Here is a 24492-nt window from a genome sequence, read left to right on the forward strand (position 1 = left end):
TGTCGCGAGTTGCTTCTCCCCATTTACCATCTCTCCCGTCGAAGCAACAAAGGCATCTTATATGTTATTAAGTCGTATGTTTCTGGCCCGGCTGTTTTTGACCGGCGCCATCGTGACCGAGGTCGCCGGTACCTCCAGCATGGCCATGATCCCCGAGCAGGGAGCTGGCTGGATGAATTACATCCCGATGTGGCTGTTGATCGGTTTCTCGTACTGGTTGCTGGCGAAAGCCGCCAAAACAATCTCCATTGGTATTGCGTTTGCGCTCTGGGAGGGGCTCGGGATCACCTTGATCACCATAGTGTCGGTCATGTTCCTTGGTTACGATGTGACCGTTCAGGAGCTGATTGGCCTGGCTCTCGCGATAGTGGGGATTGTTATGGTGACCATGGGGGAGACCCATGATGAGCCTGCAGACAAGTCAGTAGAAGCGGAGGCCACAGCATGAGTCCGTTTGTGATTGTATTGGGTGCCGCGCTGATCGATATCGGCGCCAACATGGCCATCAACCGCTCCAAGGGTTTTCGTTACAAGGGGTGGGGCTTCCTGGGGATCATGCTGGTACTCGGCGCCTTTACCCTGCTCTCGGAAGCGGTAAGTGGCGGCCAGATTGACCTGGCTGTTGCCTACGCCACCTGGGGGGCTATCGGCATCGTCGGTACGGCGCTGGGCGGTTTGCTCTTCTTCGGTGAGCGGCTCAAGCCCATCGGTTGGGCTGGCATGATGGTGATGGCGCTGGCTGTCGTTATGCTGACTACCGCCTGATAACCTGAAGCAATAAGAAAAGCCGCCCGGTAGCAACCGGGCGGCTTTTGTTTGGCTGATTGCTTGGTCGATTCAGGCTCAGCGCGGCGCTTCGTAGAGCTCCAGCGGCAGGCCGTCGGGGTCGGCGAAGAAGGTAAAGCGCTTGCCGGTCAGTTCATCCACTCGCACCGGCTCTACCTCGACCCGATGGGCCAGCAGGTGGGCGATGACCCGGTCAAGATCGCTGACCCGAAAGGCAAGATGGCGCAGACCACACGCCTCGGGGCGGGAGGGGCGCTCGGGAGGCGAGGGGAAGCTGAACAGCTCCAGCTGGCTGCCGTCCGGCAGGGCCAGATCCAGTTTCCACGACTGGCGTGCCTCGCGCAGGGTCTCGGCGATGATGGGCAGCCCCAGCACTTCGTGATAGAAGTGGCGCGAGCGTGGGTAATCGCTGGCGATGATGGCCACATGGTGGATGGCGTCAAACAGCGGAAAGGTCATGGTGTTTCCTTGTCAGCAGCATAGTGAACGGGCAGCCTGTGCTGCCCGTGTCGTTGATCTAGTTGAAGAAACCGCCGAACCAGTCATCCAGCGCACTGCGCGGCGACGCACTGCTGGCGCAACCGGCCGGGGAGCCCATGGTGGAGGCTTTAGCCGGCACCTGCAGGCTGCCCGGGCAGTCGCTGGTGACGCGGGTTCCGCTGGCGCGGGAGAAGTTGGCCCAGGTGACCCCTTCCGGCATCTTCAATCCCAGACTGTTGACGCCGCGCTGGCTCATGTAGCCGCTAAAGAGCTGCAGAGCACCGCTGGCTCCGGTCAAGCCCGCCGGGGTGTTGTCGTCGCGACCGACCCAGATACTGACCAGCTCGTTGTTGTCCATCCCGGCAAACCAGGAGTCGCGCAGCTCGTTGGTGGTGCCGGTCTTGGCCGCCATGGTGGCGCCCGGGAACTTGGCACTGAGGGCGCGGGCCGTGCCCTGACTCACCGTCTTGGTCATGGCGAACAGGGTCAGCCAGCTTGCTTGCTGGTCGGTGACCCGCTTGGCGGTCTGATCATGCTGATAGAGCAGGCTGCCATCCCCGTTGACTACGGCGCGAATGGCAGACAGCGGCTGGGTCAGTCCCTGATTGGCGATGGGCAGATACATCTGGTTCACCTCCAGCGGGGAGAGGGCGACCGCCCCCAGCACCAGCGACGGATAGGGCTGGATCTCCTGCTGGACTCCCAGCTTGTGCAGGGTGTCGACCACCTTCTCCAGCCCCACCTGCAGACCCAGATTGACGGTCGGCACGTTGAGGGAGCTGGCCAACGCATCCATCAGCGGCACGCTCTGGCGGAACTTGCGATCGTAGTTCTGCGGCGTCCAGACCTGACCATCCTGACCGCGAATGCGGATCGGCTGATCTTTGAGCGGGGTCGCCAGGGTCAGGCCGTTGGAGAGACCGGTGAGGTAGACCGCCGGTTTCACCAGCGAGCCGATCTGGCGGCGGGCATCCAGCGCCCGGTTGAACCCGGCGTAGCGGGGATCGCGGCCACCCACCAGCGCCACCACTTCGCCCTTGTGCCAGTCGGAGACCACCATGGCCGCCTCCAGCTTCTTCTTGCCGCGCAGCTTCTCGATATCGGCGAGGCCCGATTCGACCGCCCGCTCGGCCGCGTGCTGGGCGATGGGGTCGAGGCTGGTGAAGATCTTGAGGCCGGACTGCTTGAGCAGATCGGCACCGAAGCGGCTCTGGATCTCACGCTTGAGCAGTCCCATAAAGGCCGGGGTACGGCCATAACTCATCTGGCCGCGAGCGATGATGCCGAGGGGCTGACGGCTGGCCAGTTCATACTCGGCTTGGGTCAGGCTGCCGTGATCCATCAGCAGTTTCAGTACCAGATCACGGCGGGTCTTGGCCCGCTCCGGGAAGCGCCATGGGTCGTAATAGGAGGGGCCTTTCACCAGACCGACCAGTAGGGCGACCTGATCGATATCCAGCTCGTTGACCGGAATGCCGAAGTAGAAGTAGGAGGCGAGGCCGAAACCGTAGACCCCTTGCGAGAAGTTCTGCCCCAGATAGACCTCGTTGAGGTAGGACTCCAGGATCTCGTCCTTGCTGTAGCGATAGTCGATCAGCACCGCCATATAGGCTTCTTGCAGTTTTCGCCACAGGCTGCGCTCACGGGTCAGGAAGAAGTTTTTGGCCAGCTGCTGGGTCAGGGTACTGCCCCCCTGCACGGTGCGACCCGCGATCAGGTTGGCGAACATGGCGCGCATGATGGCCACCGGCGAGACGCCGCCATGCTGGTAGAAGTCGCGATCTTCGGTGGTGAGCAGGGTCACCAGCAGGCTGTCGGGCACCTCGGCGATACGCACCAGCAGGCGATCTTCCCGATCTTCGGTATTGAGGCGATCGAGCAGCACCGGGTCCATCTGGGCGTAACCGAGCTGGCGCTGGTTCTCCAGCGACTGGATCCCCTCAAGGCGCGGGCCGTTGAAGGTGAGGCGCAGGCCGCGGGCTCCATCGGCGCCATCATAGAATTCGAACGGACGGCGAATCAGCTCGATGCGGTTGCCATTGATGGTGTATTCACCCGGCGTGTGAGGCTGGCGCACCTGCTTGTAGCTCAGCATGTTGAGCTCGCGCAGCATCTGGTCCCGCGACAGGCGCTGGCTGGGGTAGAGCTCCAGCGGACGGCTGTAGACCATCACCGGCAGTTGCCACTTCTCGCCATCGAAGCGCTCGCGCACCTTGGTATCGAGGTAGATGCCAAACACCACCATAAAGGCCGCCACCACCAGGGAGAGCTTGAAGCCAAGCCAGAACAGCTTGCGCCAGATGGTGCGTTTGGGCGCTGCCTTCTTGGGGGCTCGCTTGCGTCGTTGGGTTGCCATAAATCCTCTTTGCTTTCCTTTCTACTTGTTATGTCGCATTCGCGAATGTCCGAGCGGGATTAACCCATCGAACCTAGATGCCCATCTTCTTTTTGGTGACTTTGGTCGGCATCGCCTCCAGCGGATTATCCGGCCAGTAGTGGCGGGGATAGCGCCCCTTCATCTCTTTCTTCACCTGTTCGTAGGATCCTGCCCAGAAAGCGGCCAGATCGGCAGTGATCTGCAGCGGTCGCTGGGCGGGGGAGAGCAGCTCCACTACCAGCGGCACTCGGCCATCGGCCACGCAGGGGGTCGAACCTTGACCGAACATCTCCTGAATGCGCACCGGGATCACCGGTGCCTGCCCCGGCTGATAGCGGATCCGCACCCGGCTGCCGGTGGGCGCAGCAAAGTGGCTCGGCAGTGCCTCGTCCAGCCGTTTGGGTAGTGGCCAGGGCAGGGATTGGCGCAGGATGTCGCTCATATTGAGCCTCTTCAGCTGCTCCAGCCGGGTCATGCCGCTCACCGCTGGCAGCAACCACTGTTCCAGCGTGGCCAGCAGGCTGTCGTCATCCATCGCGGGCCACCCCTCATCAGGCAGCCAGTCGCGAGCGCAGCGCAGGCGGGCCAGCAGCCCTTCGCTACTCTCGTCCCACGGCAGCACATGCAGCCCCTTGCGGCGAATGCCTTGCAGCAGGCAGCGCCCTTTCTGCTCGTCAGAGAGTTCGGTCAGCGGTCGCTGGCTCAGCACCAGCTCGCCGATCACCTGCTGGCGTTCGGCGCGCACCCGCTCCTCCCGCTCGTCCCAGTCGAACCACTGGCGCTCGCTCACCAGCTCCGGCAGCAGACGCGCCAGCTCATCCAGCTCTATCGGTTCGGCGATAAAGATACGGCTGCCGCGATCGTTCTGCCCCATCTCGATGGCGATAAGGGCCCCTTGTCCCTGACAGGGATGACCTTCTACCAGATCGCAGCTCACCCCACCACTGAGTTGATAGCGACTGCCGCTACGCAGTTTGCCTATGCGATCCGGCCAGGCGAGGGCACAGAGCAGCCCCAGCCACTGGCCCTGTGCATTGGCAGGGCGGGCGCCAAGCCGTTCAAACCAGCGGGCAGCGCTCTGGCGCAGGGCGTTTTGACGGCGGTGGAACAGCACAGAGAGGCGCTCCGATCCTCGCAGATCTTCTTCCTGCAACGCCAGCAGATAAGCGGCATCGGCGACAATCCCTGTCAGACCTTCAGCTTCCAGCTCGCGGGCGCGCAGCAGCATGCGAGCGAGGCGAGGGTGAGTACCGAAGGCGGCCATGGCGCGGCCAGCGGGAGTGAGTTGTTGCTCACCCTCCGGCTTCATGGCGCCAAGGGCCACCAGCAACCGCTGGGCGCTGGCCACCGCGGCGGCGGGAGGCATATCGAGAAGCGGCAGATCTTCCACCTTTGCCCCCCACTGGGCGGCATCCAGCAACAGGCCGGTCAGCTCCTGAGTGAGGATATCTGGCGGGCTCTGCTCGGCGAGCCGCTCCTGCACCTCGCTGCTCCAGAGCCGGTAGCAGACGCCGGGGCCGAGACGACCGGCGCGGCCTGCCCTCTGGGTGGCGGAGGATTTGGCTATCTGGCGGGTCTCCAGTCGGGTGACGCCGCTTTTCAGATTAAAGGAGGCCCGTCGTTCCAGCCCGCTATCGATCACCACCGAAATCCCCTCAATAGTGAGGGAGGTCTCCGCCACATTGGTGGTGAGCACCAGCTTACGGCGGCCGGCAGGCGCCGGTTCGATGGCCGCCTGCTGCGCCGCCATATCGAGGCGGCCGTAGAGGGGGGCGAGGGTCACGTCGTCCGGCAGTTTGTCTGCCAGCCCCCCTTGTAACCATTGGGCCAGCCGCTCGATCTCCCCCTGTCCCGGCAGAAAGACCAGCAGGCTGCCGCGGTGGGCGGCCAGCGCTTCGAGCACCACGGCACCGACCTGCGGCTCCAGCCACTGCTGGCGATTGGCGGGGCGGTAGTGGTAATCGATCGGGAAACCACGCCCCTCGGAGCGAACCACAGGGGCATCCGGCAACAAGGTCTCGAGTGCCATGCCATCCAGGGTAGCGGACATCACCAGGAGCTTGAGATCATCGCGCAATCCCTGCTGGCTCTCGATGGCGAAGGCCAGCGCGGTATCGGCGTGCAGGCTGCGTTCGTGGAACTCATCGAAGATGACCAGCGAGACGCCAGTCAGCTCAGGGTCTTGCTGCAACATACGGGTCAGCACCCCTTCGGTGACGATCTCTAGCCGGGTCGCTGAGCTGGTGCGGCTCTCGCCACGCACTCGCAGGCCGATGCGCTCGCCCACCTTCTCCCCGAGCTGGCGCGCCAGAAAGCTGGCGATATTGCGCGCAGCCAGGCGCCTTGGTTCCAGCATGATGATGCGGCCGGGTAGCCGGTTCTGACGCACCAGCTCCAGCGGCAGCAGGGTCGATTTGCCCGCGCCGGGGGGCGCCTGCAGGATCACGCTGGTGTGGCTGTCGAGGGCGGCAAAGAGTTCGGGCAATACCGAAACGATGGGGAGCTGGGACAAAGCGATGAGCACCTTCTGTGGCAACCGGTAAAACGGCGCCTATTCTGCCACAGCCACCCGTGCCACCGTGAGTGGATGTGCGCAGATGACCACTCGGGCGGGAGGCTGGCGAGACATGGCCGGATAGCTGCCATAGAATGGGCCCATCCAATGAGCGTGAAAAAGGCATTATCACCACATGGCCAAACTCTTCTTTGCCCTGCCCGTCAAGGAGCTCGCTCCCGAGCTCATCGCCTGGCGCGATCAGCAGCCCTGGCCCGGTCAGCCGGTGCCGCAAGCCAACCTCCACCTGACCCTGGCATTTCTGGGTGAGGCTGACGAGTTGACCACCCGCCGCCTGATCGCCGCCGTGGAGCGTCAGCACTGTCCGCCGCTCACCATCAGGCTGGATGAGACCGGCTGGTTCAGCCGGGCCAAGGCTGCCTGGATTGGCCCGAAGGAGTGGCCCAACGAGCTGACCGTGCTGGCGAAGGCGCTGCGCCGCCACGGCGAGAAGCTGCGCCTTGGCAATGGCGAGCAGGGTTATCGCCCCCATGTCACCCTGTCGCGCAAGGCGGGTGAGGCTCCGGCCATCCTGCCTGCCCCAAATTTTCTGCTGCAGGCCGATGAGTTCTGCCTCTATCAATCCATCTCGACTCCGGACGGGGTACGCTACGAGCCGCTCGCCTGCTGGCCGCTGCGCGCCCGGGTAAAAGAAGACGCGCGGAGGGCTAACCCGTGATCTTTGATCCCCCCCTGCAATCGGGCCAGCTGGTGGCCCGCTACAAGCGCTTTCTGACCGATGTGCAACTCGATAACGGCGAGGTCATTACCATCCATTGCGCCAATACCGGTGCCATGACCGGTTGTGCCGATCCGGGTACTCGGGTCTGGTACTCCACCTCCGATAACCCCAAGCGCAAGCTGCCCAACAGCTGGGAGATCGCCGAGAGCCCGGCGGGCCACTTTATCTGCGTCAACACGGCGCGTGCCAACCAGATTGCCCGGGAGTTGATCGAGCAGGAGGCTATCGCTCCGCTAGCGGGTTACAGCCGGTTGCGCACCGAGGTGAAGTATGGCGAAGAGAACAGTCGCATCGATCTGTTGCTGGAAGATGACGAAAAGGGCAATTGTTACATCGAGGTAAAATCGGTCACCCTGCTCGACGAGCGGGAGGAGGCTGGCATGGGCTACTTCCCCGATGCGGTCACCGCCCGTGGTGCCAAGCATTTGCGCGAGTTGATGGCGATGAAAGCGGCAGGCCACAGGGCCGTGCTGCTCTTTATGGTGTTGCACTCCGGAATAAGCCGGATGCGCCCTGCAACCCATATAGATCCGCACTATAGTCTGCTAATTGAGCAGGCAATCGCGGCGGGGGTTGAAATTTTATGCTATCGGCCCCATGTTGGGGTGCAAGGCATGGTGGCTCAAGGGTTTATCCCGTTTGAATCTGGTCACCTGTTACCCGAGGGGAGTGCATAAATATTGGAGTGGGTAACATTATTGGTACGGCTTGTTTGCTTACCCGTTACCCTTCTGCTATAGATGTCGCCCTCAATTTATGGATGGCACGGGTAGCGTGCTGAATTAGGAGACAGGGCATGCCAACAGGCGAAAACAGGAAATCTCTGGGCCCCCTGGCCATTGCGGGTGTCGCGCCTTACCAGGAAAAGCCGGGTGAGGAGTACATGAATGACCAACAAAAGGCGCATTTTCGCAAGATCCTGGGTGCCTGGCGCAACCAACTGATGCAGGAAGTTGATCGTACCGTCGACCATATGAAAGACGAGGCTGCCAACTTCCCGGATCCCGTGGATCGTGCCGCGCAAGAAGAAGAGTTCGCTCTTGAACTGCGTACCCGCGACCGTGAACGCAAGCTGATCAAGAAGATCGAGAAGACCTTGCAGCTGCTTGAAGACGATGATTTCGGTTACTGCGAACACTGCGGTATCGAGATCGGTATCCGTCGTCTGGAAGCCCGTCCGACTGCCGACCTCTGTGTCGATTGCAAGACGCTGGCCGAGATCAAGGAAAAACAGATGGCCGGTTGATCCCGACCCTCTGGTATATGAAAAAGGGAGCTCGCGGGCTCCCTTTTTTATTGAGCTTTTGGCGGTCGCGCCCCAGAATGCAGCCTCAATGAATCGCTTACCCGAATAGTCATGCCAGTGAATTCCCCATCCTCACCCCTTGCGCGCCCCTATATCGGCCGCTTTGCCCCCTCACCCTCAGGCCCGCTTCATTTCGGTTCGCTGATCGCCGCCCTCGGCAGCTTTTTGCAGGCCAGAGCGCAGCAGGGACGCTGGCTGGTGCGCATCGAAGATATCGATCCGCCGCGGGAAATGGCAGGGGCAGCGCACCTGATCCTCAAGACTCTTGAAGCATACGGTCTTGAGTGGGATGGGGAGGTGATGTTCCAGAGCGCGCGCCACGGCCGTTATGACGAGATCATCGACCAGCTCTATCGGGCAGGCGATCTCTACTGGTGCCGCTGCACCCGGCGCGAAATCATGGCCGCGGGCGGTCTCTACAGCGGCCACTGTCGCACGCTGGGGCTTGCGGCCGAAGGTTGCGCCGCCCGGCTGCGCCAGCACCATCCGGTCTACCACTTCGACGATCGCTTACAGGGCCATATCGCGGTCCCTGCAGCGCTCGCCGAGGAGGATTTCATTATCCGTCGCCGCGACGGGCTCTACGCCTACAACCTGGCGGTAGTGGTGGATGATATGGACAGCGGCATCACCGAGATAGTGCGCGGCGCCGATCTGCTCGAACCCACGGTGCGCCAGATTGCCCTCTACCAGACCCTGGGGGCACCGGTGCCCGACTGGGTGCACCTGCCGCTGGCGGTGCTGGCAGATGGCAACAAGCTCTCCAAGCAGAACCATGCGCCTGCGCTGGCGCTTGATGAGGTGCGCCCGGCACTGTGGCAGGCGCTGCACTTCCTCGGCCAGTGCCCGCCGCCCGAGCTGATGGCGAGCCGGATCGACGAGATCATCCGGTGGGGTATCGCTAACTGGCAGCTCGAACGGGTGCCCGCCAGCGAGAAAATCCCGCTGGACCTTGAGTAAAAAGAGCCGGTTTTCGTGTAATAGGACGTGAGCTATGCGCAGATAGACGGCTATTTTTTGGCTCTGTTTGATTCAAATGAGCCGAAGTAGCCACATGGTTTTTCATTTGTGCAGGCGTGAGCTATGTGCAGATAGACCGCTATTTTTTGGCCCGGTTTGATTCAAATGAGCTGAAGTAGCCACATGGTTTTTCATTTGTGTAGGCGTGAGCTATGATAGGCCGCTATTTTTTGGCCTCCCGTCAATTTAGAAGTCATGAAGAGGTGTACCATTTTTTCCCAGATCGCAAACTTTTGCCGCAAGGTGCTCGGCAAGGAAGACGGCGAGCAGTCGGTGGAATCCCCCATTCCAGCCCGTGTCGCCGGTCAACGTCGTACCTTAAGCCGTGATCAGCACCCTATTTCGCGCAAAGAGATCAGCGAGAATGCACTCAAGGTGCTCTATCGCCTGAACAAGGGCGGCTACGAAGCCTACCTGGTCGGCGGCGGAGTCCGGGATCTGCTGCTCGGGAAGACGCCCAAGGATTTCGACATCGCCACCGATGCGACGCCGGAGCAGATCAAGGCGCTGTTCAGCAACTGCCGCCTGATTGGCCGCCGCTTCCGCCTGGCCCACATTGTGTTTGGTCGTGACGTGATCGAAGTGGCCACCTTCCGCGGTCACCACCATCAGGTCAATACCAGCAAACATGTGTCGGCCCAGTCCGATGAAGGCATGCTGCTGCGCGACAACGTCTACGGCACCATCGAAGAGGATGCCGAGCGCCGTGACTTTACCGTCAACGCCCTCTACTACAGCGCCAAGGATTTCACCCTGCACGATTTCGAGGGCGGGCTGGAAGATTTGGCCGAGCGCAAGCTGGAGCTGATCGGCGATCCTGAAACCCGCTACCGCGAAGATCCGGTGCGGATGCTGCGCGCCGTGCGTTTCGCCGCCAAGCTCGACATGACCATCAGCCCGCGCACTGCCGCCCCCATCAGGGAGCTGGCGCCGCTGCTGCAGGATATTCCGGCGGCCCGCCTGTTTGAGGAGACCCTCAAGCTGTTCCTGGCTGGCGATGCCCTGACTACCTACAAGTTGCTGCGCGAGTACGGCCTGTTCCAGCAGCTCTTCCCGCAAGTGGCTGCGCTGTTTACTCCGCACGGCAATTCGCCTTACGAGCAGTTTATCGAGCAGGCGCTGATCGATACCGACACTCGCGTTCGTGAAGATAAACGCGTCACTCCCGCCTTCCTCTACGCCACCCTGCTGTGGGGCTGCGTCGAGGCCCGTGGTCGGGTGCTGGAGAACGAGAGCGGCTTGCCCTGGTATGACGCCTTCATGCTGGCGATCAACGAGGTGCTCGACAATCAGGTGCGGATCATCGCCGTTCCCCGCCGTTTCACGACAGATGTCCGCGATATCTGGGCATTGCAACAGCGGCTGACCCGTCGTCAGGGCAAGCACCCCGAGCGCGCCATGGAGCACCCCAAGTTCCGCGCGGCGTTCGACTTCCTGTTGCTGCGCAACCGGGTCGAGCGCGGTCTCGGCGAGCTGGCCAGCTGGTGGGAGCGTTATGTTGCCTCCAACCCCGATGTGCGCCCGCAACTGCAGCGGGAAGCGACCCGTCGCCCGGCCAGCGGTGAGCGCGGTGAGAGCCGTAGCCACGATGGCGAGAAGCGCAGCAGCAACAGCCGCAATCGTCGCCGCCCGCGCCGTCGCAAGCCGAAAGCGGCCGAGTGATCACAGACGTGATGACCGAGGTCTTCATCGCCATTGGTTCCAACCTGTCTGATCCATTGGGTCAGGCTCGTCGCGCGGTCGCCGCGCTGGCGACCTTGCCGGAATCTGTGCTGGTGCAGGCCTCGTCGTTTTACAGCAGCCGCCCGATGGGGCCTGCTGATCAGCCGGACTACGTCAATGCCGTGGCCCGCCTCAACACCCGGCTGACGCCGCTGGCGCTGCTGGATCAACTACAAAAAATCGAGCTGGAACAGGGACGTGTGCGCAAAGAGGAGCGGTGGGGACCCAGAACCCTGGATCTCGATCTGCTGCTCTTTGGCGATCAGGTGATCCACCACGAGCGCCTGATCGTTCCCCATTACGGCATGAAGGAGCGGGAGTTCGTGCTGCTGCCCCTGGCCGAAATCGCGCCCGCTCTGGTGCTGCCCTGCGGCACCCCGCTCGCCCGACTGGTTGCCCGCTGCCCGCACAATGATCTGGCCATCATTGCCCCGCGTGCAGACGTACAGGAGCCTCTATGAGCAAGATCACCACCGCCAGCCTGCTGAAGATGAAGCAGGAAGGTCAAAAGTTCACCGCCATCACCGCCTATGATGCCACCTTTGCCAAGCTGTTCGACGACGAGGGGGCCCACGTGCTGCTCATCGGCGATTCGCTGGGCATGGTGCTGCAAGGGGGTCAGGATACCCTGGCGGTCAACATGGATGAGATGGTCTATCACACCCGCTGTGTGGCGCGCGGTGCCAGCAAGGCACTGGTGGTCGCCGATATGCCGTTCATGAGCTACGCCACCCCCGAGCAGACTTACCAGAACGCTGCCCGCCTGATGGCGACCGGTGCCCGCATGGTGAAGATGGAAGGGGGCGACTGGCTGTGTGACTCCATCCGCCACCTCACCCGCAACGGGGTGCCGGTGTGTGGTCACCTCGGCCTCACTCCGCAATCTGTTCATGTCTTTGGCGGCTTCAAGGTGCAGGGGCGTGACGAGTTTCAGGCGCAGGAGATCTACCGTCAGGCCCTCGAACTGCAAGCGGCCGGTATCCAGCTGCTGGTGCTCGAGTGTGTGCCCACTGCGCTGGCCGAGCGAATCACCAAGGCGCTTCGCATCCCGGTGATCGGCATTGGTGCCGGCCCTTCGACCGACGGTCAAATTCTGGTGATGCACGATGCCTTTGGCGTCACCTCCGGCTATGTGCCCAAGTTCACCAAGAACTTCCTGGCTGAGACCGGCGATGTGCGTGCCGCCATCCGCCTCTATGTGCAGCAGGTGAGCGAGGGGAGCTTCCCCGGCCCGGAGCACTGCTTCAACTGAACCTGGCAGTTGCATGATGGGGGCTGCGGCCCCCGTCTCTGCTTCTCAGCCTCGCACAGTTAATTCGTATAGCTAATCCGTATCTTATTGATTCATCTAAAGGTGAACTGCTGATAGCTATGTTCGTGCCCCATTCCGCCCGAGCGCTATCTGTGGATGCAACCCGTCTCTCTTTTTGATTTATCGGAAGGTGAACTGCTGATGTTGGTCGTAAATAATCCCGTCGTTCTGCGTGAGCAGATCAGCCAATGGCGCCGTGAAGGGCGTGCCATCGCATTCGTGCCCACCATGGGTAATCTGCATCAGGGCCACCTGACGCTGGTGAAAGAGGCGCACAGCCACGCCGAGAAGGTGGTGGTCAGCATCTTCGTCAACCCGATGCAGTTCGACAAGGCTGAGGATCTCGCCAACTATCCGCGCACTCTGGAGCAGGATTGCGCTGCGCTGGAGGCGGCCGGGGTCGACATGGTATTCACCCCGACCCCGGAGATCATGTATCCGCAGGGGCTGGCGAGCCAGACCTTCGTCGAGGTGCCGGGTCTCTCCAATCTGCTGGAGGGAGCGCTGCGCCCGGGTCACTTCCGCGGGGTCAGCACAGTCGTTACCAAGCTGTTCAATCTGGTACAGCCGGATGTGGCCTGCTTTGGCCAGAAGGATTACCAGCAGTTGGCGCTTATTCGAAAGATGGTGGCCGACATGGCGATGCCCATCGAGATCGTCGGCGTGCCCACCGTGCGGGCCGAAGACGGGCTGGCGCTCTCTTCGCGTAACGGCTACCTGACTGCCGCCGAGCGGGCCATTGCCCCCGAGCTGGCGCGCACCATGAACTGGATCGCCGAGCAGATCGAAGCGGGTGATCACCACCTGCCGTCCTTGGTGGCGCAGGCCAGCCAGCGTCTCGACAACGCCGGTTTTCGTACCGATGCCATCGACATCGTCGATGCCGCCACCCTCGAATCCGCCACTGACGAGAGCGCGCAGCTGGTGATCCTGATGGCCGCTTATCTTGGCAAGGCCCGCCTTATCGACAATCAAGTGGTCACGCTGCAGCAAGCCTGAGCCCGCCACAACCAGGAGGACTCCATGTCCAAGAAGGTTTACTGCATTGCCCAATTCCTGCCCAAACCCGGTCAGGAGCAAGCCCTGTTTCAGGTGCTGCAGGCGCTCGAGCCCAACACCCTGCGTGAGGATGGTTGCTTGCAATATCGGGTGACCCGCCACATCGCCAGCCCCTTTGCCGAGGGGGAGAGTTTCCCCATCGTGTTCAATGAGATTTGGCAAGATATGGCCTCTTTCGAGGCGCACTGCCAGCGCGCGGAGATCAAGGCTTTCTTCGAGCGTTACTGTCTTGCGGAAGATGGTTTGGCCGCCAAGTGGAATGTCTGCGTCTATAGCGACGAACCCGAACAGTACGACGCCCCCGTAAAGAAGTAATTCCCCCGATTGCCAGCGGACGCCCCCTCGGGCGTCCGCTGCTTTTTCACGCCTGCACTCTCCTGCATTCCGGCGTTTTGTTCTGCGGCCCAGTCCGCATCTCCCTTCGTTTCTATCCACTTTCGGCCTGATGGCCGCTACAGGTGTTTATTTATGTTTACCTTGTTTGCTTCGTTGCTCTTCTGTCTGCTCTGTTTTGCCCTGACCCGGATTCCCTCTACTGTGCCGCTCTCGCGCAAGGTGCTTGCGGGTCTGCTGCTTGGTGCCCTGTTCGGACTGGCGCTGCAACTGGGCTGGGGCGCCGATGATGCCGGCGTTCAGCAGACCCTGGAGTGGATCAATATCGTCGGCGGCGGCTATGTCAGCCTGCTCAAGGTGGTGATGATGCCGCTGGTGTTCACCTCCATCCTCTCCGCCATCAACAAGCTGGAGCAGGCCCAGTCCCTCGGCAAGATCAGCGCCGTGCTGATCGGCTCCATGCTGACCCTGGTGATGATCGCCGGTGTGGTGGGGATGACGGTGACCCATCTGAGTGGCCTCACTGCCGAGGGGCTGCTGAGCCACGGCAGCGACACGGCTGCGCTGCAACAGAGCATGAGCACCATCGACAGTGCCCAGAGCCTGCCGGCTCTGCTGCTCTCGCTGGTGCCCACCAACTTTGCCGCCGATATGGCGGGTAGCCGCGGTCTCTCGGTGATCGGGGTGGTGATCTTCACCGTGCTGGCCGGGGTTGCCCTGCTGCAGTTGAAGGCGGAGCATCCAGAGGCCGGTGCTCGCGCCGCTATGGCCATCGACACCCTGCAACTGTGGGTGATGAAGATGGTGCGGGTGGTGATTGCGCTCACCCCCTATGGCGTGATGGCGCTGATCGCCCGGGTGGTGGCCCACTATCCCCTGAGTGAGATCCTCAGCCTGCTCGGCTTTATTCTGGTCTGCTACGTCGCCATTCTGGCGATGTTTGCGGTACACATGGTGATCCTGCTGCTGATCGGTCAGAACCCGCTGCACTACCTGCGGGAAGTGTGGGGCGTGCTCACCTTCGCCTTTATCTCCCGCAGCAGCGCCGCCTCCATCCCGCTCAGCATCGAGACCCAGCAGCGTCTTGGCGTGCCCTCCAGCATCGCCAACTTTGCCGCCTCGTTCGGTGCCAACCTCGGCCAGAACGGCTGCGCCGGTATCTATCCGGCCATGATGGTGGCGATGATTGCCCCCATGCTCGGCATCAACCCGTTTGATCCCCTGTTCCTGCTGACGCTGCTGCCGGTGATTGCGCTGGGCTCTATCGGGGTGGCCGGCGTCGGCGGTGGCGGCACCTTCGCCGCGCTGATCGTGCTCTCCACCCTCAACTTCCCCATCGCGCTGGTGGGGGTGATGATCGCCATCGAGCCGCTGGTGGACATGGGCCGTACTGCTCTCAACGTCAATGGCTCCATCATGGCGGCCATGATCACCAAGCGGTTGCTTGGCAAACAGGTGCAGAGCGACGTTGCGGAAGGCGAAGCGTCCCGAGTCGCCAGCTGACAGCCAGCATCGAAATGAGAGAAGCCCGCACTTGCGGGCTTCTTTTTTGGGGCGAGAGGTCGGGTTACTCGGCTGTGACGGGGTAGCCGGCGCCTTTCCAGGCGAAGATGCCGCCCGGCACCCGATAGACCTGTTGATAGCCCTGATTGACCGCCCAGGCGGCGGCGTTGTGGCTGCGGCCGCACTTGACGAAGCCGCAGTAGATCACCACCGGGCGGGACTTGTCTTCACCCAGCAGCGCCTGGAACTGCTCCGCCGTGCCGCTCCCCTCGACGATCTCGCTCCAGTTGTCACCAGCCTTGGCCTCCTTCACAAAGACGAAGTTCTTTGCGCCCGGGATGTGCTCTTTCTTGTAGGAGTCCTCATAGGGCATGGTGTCGATGATCACCAGCTCCTCGCCCTTGTCCATCCGGGTTTTCAGCTCGGCCACGGTCAGCAGCTGATAGCCCCCCTGCTGCGCCTCCTGTGCCAGTTGCACCGCCGATTGTTCCAGCTTCACCTCCTGCTCGAACTGGTTATCGCCACAGCCCGCGAGGGCAAAGCTGGCGGCGATCAGCGAGGCCAGCAGAGTGCGGGATCGCAATGTCATCATGTCACTACTCCTTTAGAACGGGAAAAACGGGGCGGGAAGTTCGCAGCAGGGCGCCCGCAAGCGTCAGTAGCAGCAGATCCCGCACAATGGCCTCCGGCAACGAGCTGAGATCAGCCCTGCCAAGACAGCCGCAAGAGATGTCGAGCCCGATGGCAACGCCATAGCCCAACACCGGAATAAACAGGGCGAGCAGCCCGATCACCAGCCACAATCCCCAGCGCCGGTTGGTGATGACTGCAAGCCCGGCGCAGAGCTCAAGGGCAATCAGCCCCCAGGCGGCGAACGGGATTAGCGGCGGCCAGATCAGGCCAAAGGCGCCGATCTGCTCGATGAACAGGGCGGGGGAGGCCAGCTTGAACCCGGCGGAGGCGAGGAAGAATCCCCCCAGCGCCAGATTGGCCAGCATGCGCAACAACGCAGGCATGTTCTACCTCTTTATAGAGAGGGATGAATTCTAACAATTCCCGATTGAGCCGCAATGACTAAACCCATGCCAAACAAGATAAATCTCGATTTTGCGAGACAGTGACCAGAATGGGGGCGCTAGACCCTGATGGTGGCGGTTGTGGAGGCGGGATGCTGTGGCTGTGTCGATTGCTCCCGGTCGTGCTGGTGGGTCAGCAGTTCGGCAGCCAGCTCGATGGCCCGCTCGAGCAGTAGCAGCAGGCTGTCGACCGTCAGATGATCGAGCCACTCGCGGGCCCAGATCAGGGTCTCTCCCTGTTCGGTCTGATCCAGCAGAAACACTGGCTCGTCGCCAAGGTGGTTGAGCAGGGGCGTGTTGGGCATGGCGTGGCCCGGTAGCAGCAGATAGATCACCAGATGGCCCTCATCCTCTGCCAGCGTCAACACCAGCTCGTCGTTGATGGTCAGGGTGGTGGCTGTCTGTCCAGCCACCGGGAGCGGAAGTCCAAGTTGTGTGTACAGGGCGGTGATGAGAGCGTGATACATGGCCAAACCTCGGGCAGGGGGAGAGTGACACCCTATGCGGCTGATCGGTGGCTGCTTATCACTTATCGTCATTTTTTTAGCGTTTTTGGTCGGTGGGGCGGGTGATTGTGCCGAAATTGTGAGCTGATATACATCTTTTACGGGTCAGTCCGAATCCTAAAAAAGCGGGACCGTCGCTGACAGGGTGACAAGGGGGGGTGGCGTACGCTGAGGATCTTCTCTCTCATCAACGCAGGTTTCTTGCCATGAAAATTGCCTCCCCTGATATCGATGTAAGCCGTCATCAGCAGACAACCCCTGATGCCACTCCACCTGCTACTGCTCGCCTTGGCAACGCCAGACTACGGCTGCTGGATGCCGGTAACCGGGAGTTCGAGAGGGGGATCCGCCGCGGTGTTGGCCATCGGCAGAGCCCGGAACTCAAGGCGGTCAAGCAGGCCGTGCGGCACTATCAGGCCCAGCCAACGCCTTCACTGGCCGGGCTGGCGAAGATCGAACAGGCGCTGCAGTTCTGGATCGACTCGGGCAAGAACCGCTCTCGTCAGCAGGATCCCGTGTTGCAAAAACTGGTCGATGACATCGCTGTTCGCCGTCAGGCGTTGGCGCAGGGTGGCAAGCCTCCCTCATTTCAGCTGGCGTGGGTCTGCAACGAACAGGGGAGGGTCAATCAGCCTATCGAGAGTAACCAGCAGATCCGCCAGTGGTGCAGCGAGTTGGCTAGCCTGCAACAGGAGGGGGCCAACGACCTTTTCAAGCGGGAGCTGCAAGGGGGGCTAGACCTGATGTTCGGGGTGAGTGAGGGAATGATGGCGCGACGGCTGGAGCGGGCGCCGACCCGTGAAGAGGTCGCAGCAAGCCACGAGTGGCAGCTGTTTTGCGGGACCTTGCGTCAGGCTCTGCCCGCACTGGGTGAGCTCAAGCCGCAAGCCACTGCCGAGGAGAATGGTCGCGATATCCTGCTGACCCACAGTCAGTTGCTGGAGCTGGGCCACCTCAAGGAGGTTCTGGATCTCAGCATTCAGCAGCAGGTGAGCAAGCAGGGGGAGATTGGCCTGCTCAGGACCGAGCTGCTGACCGCGCTGGTGGATGGACTGGATGAGCCGTGGCTTGAGCGCGAGGCGCAGGAGAAGGAGCTCTGGCAGGGAGAGGGCGCATCAGGCAAGCACTATCAGAGAGGTGTGCGGGCCGAGCTCAAGAGCCCTCTCTCTGCTGCCAGCAAGGAGCTGAAACCGGGTGAGCCCGTGAGCCAGAAGGCCTTTGGCGGGCTCGGGCTGGTCAGTGCCAGTGCGCTGCTGGAGGCTTTCGCCAAGATCGAGATTGGCAAGTGGGAGGGGCGTCGCGATACGCCGGTAGGAGAGTTTGCCGGCAAGGTGGCTCTGACCCAGGAGAACAAGGCGAGTGCCAAGGCCGAGCTGGTGATTGGCAAGGCGGAGGGCTCATTGGTGTTCAATCCGGTGAACAAGATCGTCAATGATACCGACGGATCGCGCTACACCCCGGGGCCCCATGACCTTAGTCTGCTGCGCATCGGGGCCAGTGCCGAGCTGGTGAGCAGGCTGGGGCTGTCGGTTGAGGGGAGCTGGACTATAGGCAATCTGCTTAACGCCAAGCTGGCAGGCTCTGCCGAGGTGGTCGCCAATGCCAAGCTGGAGGCCGGTGCTGCGGCTATCATGACCCCAAATGGGCCAGTGGTCAGCGTAACGGCCAACGCCTCGGCCTTTGCTGGTATGAAAGCTGAGGGGAGTGCCCAGCTCAATTTGCTCAAGAGCCAGTATGCGGATGCCTATAGCCTTTCGGCCAAGGTACGCGCCTCCGCCAATCTGGGTGTCGGTGCATCGGCCGGTGCCACCGCGGCTTTCGGGCCGGAGGGAGCCAAGTTCCATACCACCCTTGGCGTGACACTGGGGGTGGGGTCCGATGTCGGTTGGGAGGGCGGAGTCAACGCCATGGCCATCAAGGCTTATGCACTGGAGCTGGCTGCTCGTGCGGTAAGCAACTTTGATCAGCGCAAAGGGGAGCAGCTAGATGGACTGGCGATGGCGGCAGGGAATGAAAACCGTCTCTTCGAACTGGCCCAGCGGGTCGATAACCGGATTGTCACTCTCGCCACCCAGTTGGAGGAACTGCAGCTGGCGGCCAGCGAGAACCAGATCCGGATGCAGGAGAGCCTGATCGATCCCGATCTCGCTGCTGGTCGCACCGCCATGGCGCAGGCTATCGACGATGCCTTCGGTCAGGAGCGGGTCGATGAGCAGGGGGGCGTCACGGTTCCTGAGCGGGCCGCCGAGCGCAACGAAAAGCTTGAGCTCACCGCCCGGCTGCTAAAGGATCACGCTATCCGGGTCTAAGTCATCCCGAGGTGGGCCGGACAATGAAAACGGGCACCGCGAGGTGCCCGTTTTGGCTATCAGTGGCGCAGACCGGTGCCGCGCGAGATAAGCCACCAGGCCAGACCGTAGAGAGCCACGATAAAGCCGGTGATGATGAGGTAGGCGGTGCCGAGCGGCACGTCGGAGATACCGAGGAAGCCGTAACGGAACGCGTTCACCATGTAGATGATGGGGTTCACCTGGGAGACCCCCTGCCAGAAGGGGGGCAGCAGGCTGATGGAGTAGAACACCCCGCCCAGATAGGTGAGCGGCGTCAGCACGAAGGTGGGGATGATGCTGATGTCGTCGAAAGTCTTGGCAAACACCGCGTTGATGAGGCCACCCAGCGAGAAGAGGATGGCGGTCAGCAGCACGGTCACGCAGACGCTGAACAGGTGGTGGATCTGCAGCGGTACGAAGAAGAGCGACACCAGGGTGACAATGAGGCCGACGCAGAGGCCGCGGGCCACGCCACCGCCGACGTAGCCGGCGATGATGACGTAGTTGGGCACCGGCGCTACCAGCAGCTCCTCGACGTTGCGCTGGAACTTGGCGCTGAAGAAGGAGGAGGCGACGTTGGAGTAGGAGTTGGTGATCACCGACATCATGATGAGGCCGGGCACGATGAACTCCATGTAGGTGAAGCCGCCCATGTCACCGATGCGCGAACCGATCAGGTTGCCGAAGATGACGAAGTAGAGGCTCATGGTGATGGCGGGCGGCACCAGGGTCTGGATCCAGATCCGGGTAAAGCGGCTCACCTCTTTGGCCAGAATGCTCTTGAAGGCGATGTAGTAAGTGGTCAGGTTCATGCTTTTCTCCCCTCTTCGACCAGGGTGACAAACAGCTCTTCCAGCCGGTTGGCCTTGTTGCGCATGCTCAGTACCTGCACCTGCTGGTGTGACAGCTGCTCGAACAGGCTGTTGAGGGACTGGCTCTTGTCGAGATCCACTTCCAGGGTGCGCTCATCTTGCATGCGGCCGTTGAATTCGGGCACGTTTGGTACGGCAGAACCTGGCGCCAGATCGAGCAGGAAGGTCTCGCGGCCCAGCTTGCCCAGCAGGTTTTTCATGCTGGTGTTCTCGATCAGGCGGCCCTTGTCGATGATGCCGATGTTGCGGCAGAGCATCTCCGCCTCTTCCAGATAGTGGGTGGTGAGAATGATGGTGACGCCCTGCTCGTTGAGATCCTTGAGGAAACTCCACATGGATCGACGGATCTCGATATCGACCCCGGCGGTCGGCTCATCGAGGATCAGCAGCTTGGGTTCGTGCATCAGGGCGCGGGCGATCATCAGGCGGCGCTTCATGCCGCCGGAGAGGGTGCGGGCCGGCATGTCGCGCTTCTCCCACAGATCGAGCTGGCGCAGGTACTTCTCGGCGCGGATCTTCGCTTCCGCCTTGGGCACGCCGTAGAAGCCGGCCTGATGGGTGACAATCTGGATCACCTTCTCGAACTGGCTGAAGTTGAACTCCTGCGGCACCAGTCCGAGCTGGGCCTTGGCCTCTTCCAGATGGGTATCGATGTCATAACCGAATACCTTCACCTTGCCGCCACTCTTGTTCACCAGCGAACTGATGACGCCGATGGTGGTGGACTTGCCCGCCCCGTTGGGGCCGAGCAGGGCGAAGAAATCCCCCTGCCTGACGGTAAGATCGATGCCTTTCAGGGCTTCGACGCCCCCCTGATAGGTCTTTTTCAGGCCGCTGATTTCCAGTGCGTTCATTGCAACCTCTGTGATGGTTGAATCCGGCTCGATACAGAAAAGGCGGCCAAGGCCGCCTGCACAGAGTAAAGGGCGCAAGGCCGCTTCACCCGTGATAGTCCTGAACCTGGCTTACTCCTGAGGTACCACTTTGCCGATAAACGGCAGGTTGCGGTACTTCTGGGCGTAGTCGATGCCGCAGCCGACCACGAATTCGTCCGGGATGGCGAAGCCAATCCAGTCGACCGGCACCTGCACTTCGCGGCGGGAGGGTTTGTCCAGCAGGGTGCAGATGGCCAGGGATTTCGGCTCGCGCAGGGAGAGGATCTCGCGCACCTTGTTGAGGGTGTAACCGGTGTCGATGATGTCTTCCACGATCACCACATCCTTGCCCTTGATGTCATCGTCCAGGTCTTTGAGGATGCGGACGTCACGGGTGCTGTGCATGCCGGAGCCGTAGCTGGAGGCGGTCATGAAGTCCAGGGTGATGGGCAGCTTGCACTGGCGGCAGAGGTCGGCCAGGAAGATGCAGGAACCGCGCAGCAGCGCAATCATCACGACTTCGTCAGAACCCTGATAGCGGGCGGTGATCTCTTCACCCAATTTGGCGATCCGGGCGGCTACTTCAGCCTCGGAGATCATCACCTCGACGGTGTGTTTCATCACTTACTCCCATAAGGCCAAAGGGGATTTGGCCGTTCATGAATATCAAAACCGATGATTCTACCACTCATGTTGAAGGGTGCTAGAGATACGTGGTGCTTTTATCGGCTTATTTTAATTGATAGAGTTAGCAGGCACTCAGGCATGATTAGTTAAAATACTATAAACACCATAATCAATAACTATTAGATGATAAAAACTATGGAACCACGCGCAGAAATAAGACGTCGTACCCGGCTGTCGCCGGAAGCTCGTCGCTCCCAATTGATGGAATGTGCCATCGAGGTGTTCTCCCGTCGCGGCATTGGCCGTGCAGGTCACGCCGAGATAGCCGAACAGGCCAAGGTCTCTGTGGCTACCGTCTTCAACTATTTCAACACCCGTGAGGAGTTGGTAGATGAGGTGCTGGCCGAGATCGAACGCTTTGTGAACCAAATGCTGTCGCAGGCATACGGTGACCAGGGCTCCATTTTCGACAAGATCCAGCGTCATGTACGCCTCTCTGTCGATGCCGCCTACGATCAACCGGATTATGCCGGTATCTGGCTGGAGTGGAGCTCATCGGTTCGGGAAGAGGTATGGCCCCGCTATACCCGGCTGCTCGATCACTGCCTTGAGCTGATCGCCAGCGAGCTGCAAACCGCCATGGATGCAGGGGAGATCACCAGCGTGCTGTCAGCACAGGATCTGGCCCGCTCTCTGACCGGTTTTGGCTATGTGATGATGCAGATGATCAATCAACCTCAGCGCCCGGCGCGCCAAGAGGTGACTGATTTCCTGTTCAAGTACGTGACGGCGCCAATTCAGGCTCGCTAACACGACTTAACGAAAAAACGGCGTCACTCATTGAGTGGCGCCGTTTTTTTATGGCCGAATATGGCGGTCACTTCACTGGTGGCCATAGCCCCAGCGGTGGGTCAGCTCATGCTCGACACCGAGATGATCGAGGACGCGGGCGACCATAAAGTCCACCAGATCCTCGATGCTTTTCGGCTCATGATAGAAACCGGGCGCGGCAGGCATGATGGTCACTCCGAGCCGTGCCAGTTTCAGCATGTTCTCCAGATGGATCGCCGAGAAGGGGGTTTCGCGGGGCACCAGGATCAGCTGGCCGCGCTCCTTGATCACCACATCCGCTGCCCGCTCCAGCAGGTTGTCCGAGGTGCCGTTGGCAATGGCCGAGACGGTGCCCATGGAGCAGGGGCAGACCACCATCTGTTTGGGGGCGGCCGAACCGGAGGCCACCGGCGAGAACCACTCCTCCTTGCCGCAGGCGACAATCTGCCCCTCCTTGGCGCCATATTGGCGACAAAGATAGGAAGAGAGCTCTTTCGGCGAGCCCGGCCAATCCTGCTGCTGCTCGGTTTTGAGCACCACACGAGCCGCCGATGAGGCGAGCAGGTAGACCCGATAGTCCGCCTGCACCAGACACTGGAGCAGGCGCAGGGCGTAGGGGGCGCCGGAGGCGCCGGTCAGCGCCAGGGTGATCGCTTTGTTCATAGTTCGCCGTGGTAATCCTTGAGGCGGGCGATCAGCTTGTCATGAATGCCACCGAAGCCGCCGTTGCTCATGATCAGAATATGGTCGCCATCGCGGCTCTCGGCCACCAGCCGGTTGATCAGGGTCTCCAGATCGTTGAATACCTTGGCCGGACGGGTCATATGGGCCGTCACCTCGCCGAGATCCCAGCCGATGTTGGGCGGCTGGAAGAAGAACACCTCGTCGGCGCCATCGAAGCAGCCAGCCAGCTCCTCCTTGTGAACCCCCAGCTTCATGGTGTTGGAGCGAGGCTCCAGCACCGCCAGGATACGTGAGCTGCCTACCTTGGCGCGCAGGCCGCCGAGGGTGGTCTCGATGGCGGTGGGGTGGTGGGCGAAGTCGTCATAGACGCTGATGCCCGCCACTTCGCCCTTGAGCTCCATCCGCCGTTTGGGGGATTTGAACTGGCAGAGGGCGGCGATGCCATGCTCCACCATGACACCGGCGTGGCGGGCGGCAGCGATGGCCATCAGGCCATTGTTGACGTTGTGCTCGCCGATGCACTCCCAGTGCACCTCGCCCTGTTTTTCACCATCCAGCCACACCTCGAAGGCGGAGCCGTCATCGGCCAGCTTGACCGCCTGCCACTTGGCGTCGTCTTGACCTACCAGCTCCACTTCGCTCCAGCAGCCCATCTTGCGCACGGCGGTGAGGTTGTCATCTGCTTGCGGGAACAGCACCCGGCCGTTGCTCGGCACGGTGCGCATCAGGTGGTGGAACTGGCGCTGGATCGCGGCGAGATCCGGGAAGATATCCGCGTGGTCGAACTCCAGATTGTTCATCACCAGGGTGCGCGGGTGGTAGTGGACGAACTTGGAGCGTTTGTCGAAGAAGGCGCAGTCATACTCGTCCGCTTCGATGACGAAGAAGGGGGCAGAGCCGAGACGGGCGGAGACCGGGAAGTTGCCCGGCACGCCGCCAATAAGGAAACCGGGTTCCAGTTTGGCGTACTCCAGCACCCAGGCCAACATGCTGGCGGTGGTGGTCTTGCCATGGGTGCCAGCAACGGCCAGTACCCAGCGATCCTGCAGCACGTGCTCCAGCAGCCACTGGGGGCCGGAGATATAGGGCAGATTACGGTCCAGCACATATTCCACACAGGGGTTGCCGCGGCTCATGGCGTTGCCGATCACCACCAGATCCGGCGCCGGATCGAGTTGGGAGGGGTCATAGCCTTCGGTCAGTTCAATGCCCTGTTGCTCGAGCTGGGTGCTCATGGGGGGATAGACGTTGGCATCGGAGCCGGTAACGCGATAGCCAAGCTGTTTTGCCAACACCGCCAGACCACCCATAAAGGTGCCGCAGATCCCGAGAATGTGAATATGCATACCGCTTCCTTTCGCAGTAAAGGGAAGTGCGCATTCTAGGGGGTGTTGCGGTGGTGGCACAAGCCGCACTCATGGTGAGAGGCCCACAGATGCAGCACTGGAGGCAGAAATCTTGGCGCTGTTGGGATATGCGAGATTGGAATGGGTTGGA

At 61.4% G+C, this 24492-nt stretch carries 25 protein-coding genes; 14 read left to right on the forward strand and 11 right to left on the reverse strand.

Annotated features, from left to right (window positions below; translation table 11 throughout):
* Positions 1-61 precede the first annotated feature (61 nt).
* Together ACTG20_RS05485 and ACTG20_RS05490 are read left to right on the forward strand one after the other, a co-directional pair.
* Positions 62-448, forward strand: coding sequence for a DMT family transporter (locus ACTG20_RS05485; RefSeq protein WP_005335660.1), 387 nt, complete (start codon positions 62-64; stop codon positions 446-448).
* Positions 445-765: an SMR family transporter gene (locus ACTG20_RS05490; RefSeq protein WP_005335659.1), complete on the forward strand. Its 321-nt coding sequence runs from the start codon at positions 445-447 to the stop codon at positions 763-765. Before ACTG20_RS05485 ends, ACTG20_RS05490 begins: the two co-directional genes overlap by 4 nt.
* 78 nt (positions 766-843) lie before the next feature.
* Here ACTG20_RS05490 and gloA2 read toward each other — a convergent pair whose 3' ends face one another.
* From gloA2 to hrpB, 3 genes are all read right to left on the reverse strand, one after another.
* Positions 844-1245 carry an SMU1112c/YaeR family gloxylase I-like metalloprotein gene (gloA2, locus tag ACTG20_RS05495; RefSeq protein ID WP_005362902.1) on the reverse strand — a complete coding sequence of 134 codons (402 nt, stop codon included), beginning with the start codon at positions 1243-1245 and terminating at the stop codon, positions 844-846.
* 58 nt (positions 1246-1303) lie between these two features.
* Entirely contained in the window at positions 1304-3622 is a 2319-nt protein-coding gene (mrcB, locus tag ACTG20_RS05500; RefSeq protein WP_005335656.1) for a penicillin-binding protein 1B, read from the reverse strand.
* Positions 3623-3695: 73 nt separating this feature from the next.
* Positions 3696-6155 (reverse strand): ATP-dependent helicase HrpB, encoded by a 2460-nt coding sequence (hrpB, locus tag ACTG20_RS05505; protein ID WP_194494623.1) that lies wholly within the window; start codon positions 6153-6155, stop codon positions 3696-3698.
* Between the two features lie 178 nt (positions 6156-6333).
* On the opposite strand from hrpB, the gene thpR reads away from it, so the two are divergent.
* The 10 genes from thpR (at position 6334) to ACTG20_RS05555 (ending at position 15194) form a co-directional block, all read left to right on the forward strand.
* The gene (thpR, locus tag ACTG20_RS05510) at positions 6334-6876 is read left to right on the forward strand and encodes an RNA 2',3'-cyclic phosphodiesterase (protein ID WP_194494624.1); all 543 of its coding nucleotides are present in this window, start codon (positions 6334-6336) and stop codon (positions 6874-6876) included.
* A complete protein-coding gene (gene sfsA, locus ACTG20_RS05515; protein WP_019444756.1) occupies positions 6873-7616 on the forward strand; it encodes a DNA/RNA nuclease SfsA in 744 nt (247 codons plus the stop codon). The genes thpR and sfsA overlap by 4 nt, the downstream gene beginning before the upstream one ends.
* A 119-nt stretch (positions 7617-7735) precedes the next feature.
* Positions 7736-8185 carry an RNA polymerase-binding protein DksA gene (gene dksA, locus ACTG20_RS05520; protein ID WP_005335644.1) on the forward strand — a complete coding sequence of 150 codons (450 nt, stop codon included), beginning with the start codon at positions 7736-7738 and terminating at the stop codon, positions 8183-8185.
* A 111-nt stretch (positions 8186-8296) separates the two neighbouring features.
* The gene (gene gluQRS / locus ACTG20_RS05525) at positions 8297-9205 is read left to right on the forward strand and encodes a tRNA glutamyl-Q(34) synthetase GluQRS (protein WP_194494625.1); all 909 of its coding nucleotides are present in this window, start codon (positions 8297-8299) and stop codon (positions 9203-9205) included.
* A gap of 255 nt (positions 9206-9460) precedes the next feature.
* On the forward strand, positions 9461-10927 hold the full coding sequence (gene pcnB, locus ACTG20_RS05530; RefSeq protein WP_194494626.1) for a polynucleotide adenylyltransferase PcnB: 1467 nt from the start codon (positions 9461-9463) through the stop codon (positions 10925-10927).
* An 11-nt stretch (positions 10928-10938) separates the two neighbouring features.
* Complete coding sequence (gene folK / locus ACTG20_RS05535) at positions 10939-11448, forward strand: 2-amino-4-hydroxy-6-hydroxymethyldihydropteridine diphosphokinase (RefSeq protein WP_194494678.1); 510 nt, start codon at positions 10939-10941, stop codon at positions 11446-11448.
* Positions 11445-12239 (forward strand): 3-methyl-2-oxobutanoate hydroxymethyltransferase, encoded by a 795-nt coding sequence (gene panB, locus ACTG20_RS05540; protein WP_194494627.1) that lies wholly within the window; start codon positions 11445-11447, stop codon positions 12237-12239. Before folK ends, panB begins: the two co-directional genes overlap by 4 nt.
* Positions 12240-12440: 201 nt before the next feature.
* Positions 12441-13298 carry a pantoate--beta-alanine ligase gene (gene panC, locus ACTG20_RS05545; protein WP_005335639.1) on the forward strand — a complete coding sequence of 286 codons (858 nt, stop codon included), beginning with the start codon at positions 12441-12443 and terminating at the stop codon, positions 13296-13298.
* A gap of 24 nt (positions 13299-13322) precedes the next feature.
* Positions 13323-13673, forward strand: a complete 351-nt coding sequence (locus tag ACTG20_RS05550; protein ID WP_005335638.1) for a putative quinol monooxygenase — start codon at positions 13323-13325, stop codon at positions 13671-13673.
* A gap of 153 nt (positions 13674-13826) precedes the next feature.
* Positions 13827-15194: a cation:dicarboxylate symporter family transporter gene (locus ACTG20_RS05555; protein ID WP_194494628.1), complete on the forward strand. Its 1368-nt coding sequence runs from the start codon at positions 13827-13829 to the stop codon at positions 15192-15194.
* Positions 15195-15258: 64 nt separating this feature from the next.
* On the opposite strand, the gene ACTG20_RS05560 is transcribed toward ACTG20_RS05555, so the two are convergent.
* The 3 genes from ACTG20_RS05560 to ACTG20_RS05570 all read right to left on the reverse strand — a co-directional run bounded on the left by ACTG20_RS05560 (position 15259) and on the right by ACTG20_RS05570 (position 16683).
* Positions 15259-15786, reverse strand: coding sequence for a rhodanese-like domain-containing protein (locus tag ACTG20_RS05560; RefSeq protein ID WP_194494629.1), 528 nt, complete (start codon positions 15784-15786; stop codon positions 15259-15261).
* 4 nt (positions 15787-15790) lie between these two features.
* Positions 15791-16210, reverse strand: a complete 420-nt coding sequence (locus ACTG20_RS05565; protein WP_194494630.1) for a MauE/DoxX family redox-associated membrane protein — start codon at positions 16208-16210, stop codon at positions 15791-15793.
* Positions 16211-16329: 119 nt separating this feature from the next.
* Complete coding sequence (locus tag ACTG20_RS05570; protein ID WP_236285191.1) at positions 16330-16683, reverse strand: hypothetical protein; 354 nt, start codon at positions 16681-16683, stop codon at positions 16330-16332.
* A gap of 299 nt (positions 16684-16982) precedes the next feature.
* Between ACTG20_RS05570 and ACTG20_RS05575 the strand changes: the two genes are divergently transcribed.
* On the forward strand, positions 16983-19085 hold the full coding sequence (locus ACTG20_RS05575; protein ID WP_194494631.1) for a hypothetical protein: 2103 nt from the start codon (positions 16983-16985) through the stop codon (positions 19083-19085).
* Positions 19086-19144: 59 nt separating this feature from the next.
* On the opposite strand, the gene ACTG20_RS05580 is transcribed toward ACTG20_RS05575, so the two are convergent.
* The 3 genes from ACTG20_RS05580 to hpt form a co-directional block, all read right to left on the reverse strand.
* The gene (locus ACTG20_RS05580; protein ID WP_156853559.1) at positions 19145-19918 is read right to left on the reverse strand and encodes an ABC transporter permease; all 774 of its coding nucleotides are present in this window, start codon (positions 19916-19918) and stop codon (positions 19145-19147) included.
* The gene (locus tag ACTG20_RS05585) at positions 19915-20832 is read right to left on the reverse strand and encodes an ABC transporter ATP-binding protein (protein ID WP_194494632.1); all 918 of its coding nucleotides are present in this window, start codon (positions 20830-20832) and stop codon (positions 19915-19917) included. The genes ACTG20_RS05580 and ACTG20_RS05585 overlap by 4 nt, the downstream gene beginning before the upstream one ends.
* 111 nt (positions 20833-20943) lie before the next feature.
* The gene (gene hpt, locus ACTG20_RS05590; RefSeq protein ID WP_005362861.1) at positions 20944-21474 is read right to left on the reverse strand and encodes a hypoxanthine phosphoribosyltransferase; all 531 of its coding nucleotides are present in this window, start codon (positions 21472-21474) and stop codon (positions 20944-20946) included.
* 201 nt (positions 21475-21675) lie between these two features.
* On the opposite strand from hpt, the gene ACTG20_RS05595 reads away from it, so the two are divergent.
* Positions 21676-22290, forward strand: coding sequence for a TetR/AcrR family transcriptional regulator (locus tag ACTG20_RS05595; RefSeq protein ID WP_042079938.1), 615 nt, complete (start codon positions 21676-21678; stop codon positions 22288-22290).
* A gap of 72 nt (positions 22291-22362) precedes the next feature.
* Here the strand turns inward: ACTG20_RS05595 and ACTG20_RS05600 are convergent, their stop codons facing one another.
* Complete coding sequence (locus tag ACTG20_RS05600) at positions 22363-22974, reverse strand: flavin prenyltransferase UbiX (protein WP_194494633.1); 612 nt, start codon at positions 22972-22974, stop codon at positions 22363-22365.
* Entirely contained in the window at positions 22971-24341 is a 1371-nt protein-coding gene (gene mpl, locus ACTG20_RS05605) for a UDP-N-acetylmuramate:L-alanyl-gamma-D-glutamyl-meso-diaminopimelate ligase (RefSeq protein ID WP_194494634.1), read from the reverse strand. The genes ACTG20_RS05600 and mpl overlap by 4 nt, the downstream gene beginning before the upstream one ends.
* Positions 24342-24492: the final 151 nt, after the last annotated feature.

The sequence above is a fragment of the Aeromonas sp. 84A genome (assembly GCF_051919345.1).
GTDB classification, from domain to species: Bacteria; Pseudomonadota; Gammaproteobacteria; order Enterobacterales; family Aeromonadaceae; genus Aeromonas; species Aeromonas veronii.

What these genes read in the sequence shown, in the direction of transcription:
- ACTG20_RS05595 (WP_042079938.1), top strand. Translation starts at nt 21,676, where the DNA reads ATGGAACCACGCGCAGAAATAAGACGTCGTACCCGGCTGTCGCCGGAA.
- ACTG20_RS05580 (WP_156853559.1), bottom strand. Translation starts at nt 19,918, where the DNA reads ATGAACCTGACCACTTACTACATCGCCTTCAAGAGCATTCTGGCCAAA.
- gloA2 (WP_005362902.1), bottom strand. Translation starts at nt 1,245, where the DNA reads ATGACCTTTCCGCTGTTTGACGCCATCCACCATGTGGCCATCATCGCC.
- ACTG20_RS05600 (WP_194494633.1), bottom strand. Translation starts at nt 22,974, where the DNA reads ATGAACAAAGCGATCACCCTGGCGCTGACCGGCGCCTCCGGCGCCCCC.
- gluQRS (WP_194494625.1), top strand. Translation starts at nt 8,297, where the DNA reads ATGCCAGTGAATTCCCCATCCTCACCCCTTGCGCGCCCCTATATCGGC.
- ACTG20_RS05550 (WP_005335638.1), top strand. Translation starts at nt 13,323, where the DNA reads ATGTCCAAGAAGGTTTACTGCATTGCCCAATTCCTGCCCAAACCCGGT.
- dksA (WP_005335644.1), top strand. Translation starts at nt 7,736, where the DNA reads ATGCCAACAGGCGAAAACAGGAAATCTCTGGGCCCCCTGGCCATTGCG.
- ACTG20_RS05485 (WP_005335660.1), top strand. Translation starts at nt 62, where the DNA reads ATGTTATTAAGTCGTATGTTTCTGGCCCGGCTGTTTTTGACCGGCGCC.
- ACTG20_RS05565 (WP_194494630.1), bottom strand. Translation starts at nt 16,210, where the DNA reads ATGCCTGCGTTGTTGCGCATGCTGGCCAATCTGGCGCTGGGGGGATTC.
- ACTG20_RS05560 (WP_194494629.1), bottom strand. Translation starts at nt 15,786, where the DNA reads ATGATGACATTGCGATCCCGCACTCTGCTGGCCTCGCTGATCGCCGCC.
- ACTG20_RS05585 (WP_194494632.1), bottom strand. Translation starts at nt 20,832, where the DNA reads ATGAACGCACTGGAAATCAGCGGCCTGAAAAAGACCTATCAGGGGGGC.
- panB (WP_194494627.1), top strand. Translation starts at nt 11,445, where the DNA reads ATGAGCAAGATCACCACCGCCAGCCTGCTGAAGATGAAGCAGGAAGGT.
- pcnB (WP_194494626.1), top strand. Translation starts at nt 9,461, where the DNA reads ATGAAGAGGTGTACCATTTTTTCCCAGATCGCAAACTTTTGCCGCAAG.
- panC (WP_005335639.1), top strand. Translation starts at nt 12,441, where the DNA reads ATGTTGGTCGTAAATAATCCCGTCGTTCTGCGTGAGCAGATCAGCCAA.
- thpR (WP_194494624.1), top strand. Translation starts at nt 6,334, where the DNA reads ATGGCCAAACTCTTCTTTGCCCTGCCCGTCAAGGAGCTCGCTCCCGAG.
- mpl (WP_194494634.1), bottom strand. Translation starts at nt 24,341, where the DNA reads ATGCATATTCACATTCTCGGGATCTGCGGCACCTTTATGGGTGGTCTG.
- ACTG20_RS05575 (WP_194494631.1), top strand. Translation starts at nt 16,983, where the DNA reads ATGAAAATTGCCTCCCCTGATATCGATGTAAGCCGTCATCAGCAGACA.
- mrcB (WP_005335656.1), bottom strand. Translation starts at nt 3,622, where the DNA reads ATGGCAACCCAACGACGCAAGCGAGCCCCCAAGAAGGCAGCGCCCAAA.
- folK (WP_194494678.1), top strand. Translation starts at nt 10,939, where the DNA reads ATGACCGAGGTCTTCATCGCCATTGGTTCCAACCTGTCTGATCCATTG.
- ACTG20_RS05490 (WP_005335659.1), top strand. Translation starts at nt 445, where the DNA reads ATGAGTCCGTTTGTGATTGTATTGGGTGCCGCGCTGATCGATATCGGC.
- ACTG20_RS05555 (WP_194494628.1), top strand. Translation starts at nt 13,827, where the DNA reads ATGTTTACCTTGTTTGCTTCGTTGCTCTTCTGTCTGCTCTGTTTTGCC.
- hpt (WP_005362861.1), bottom strand. Translation starts at nt 21,474, where the DNA reads ATGAAACACACCGTCGAGGTGATGATCTCCGAGGCTGAAGTAGCCGCC.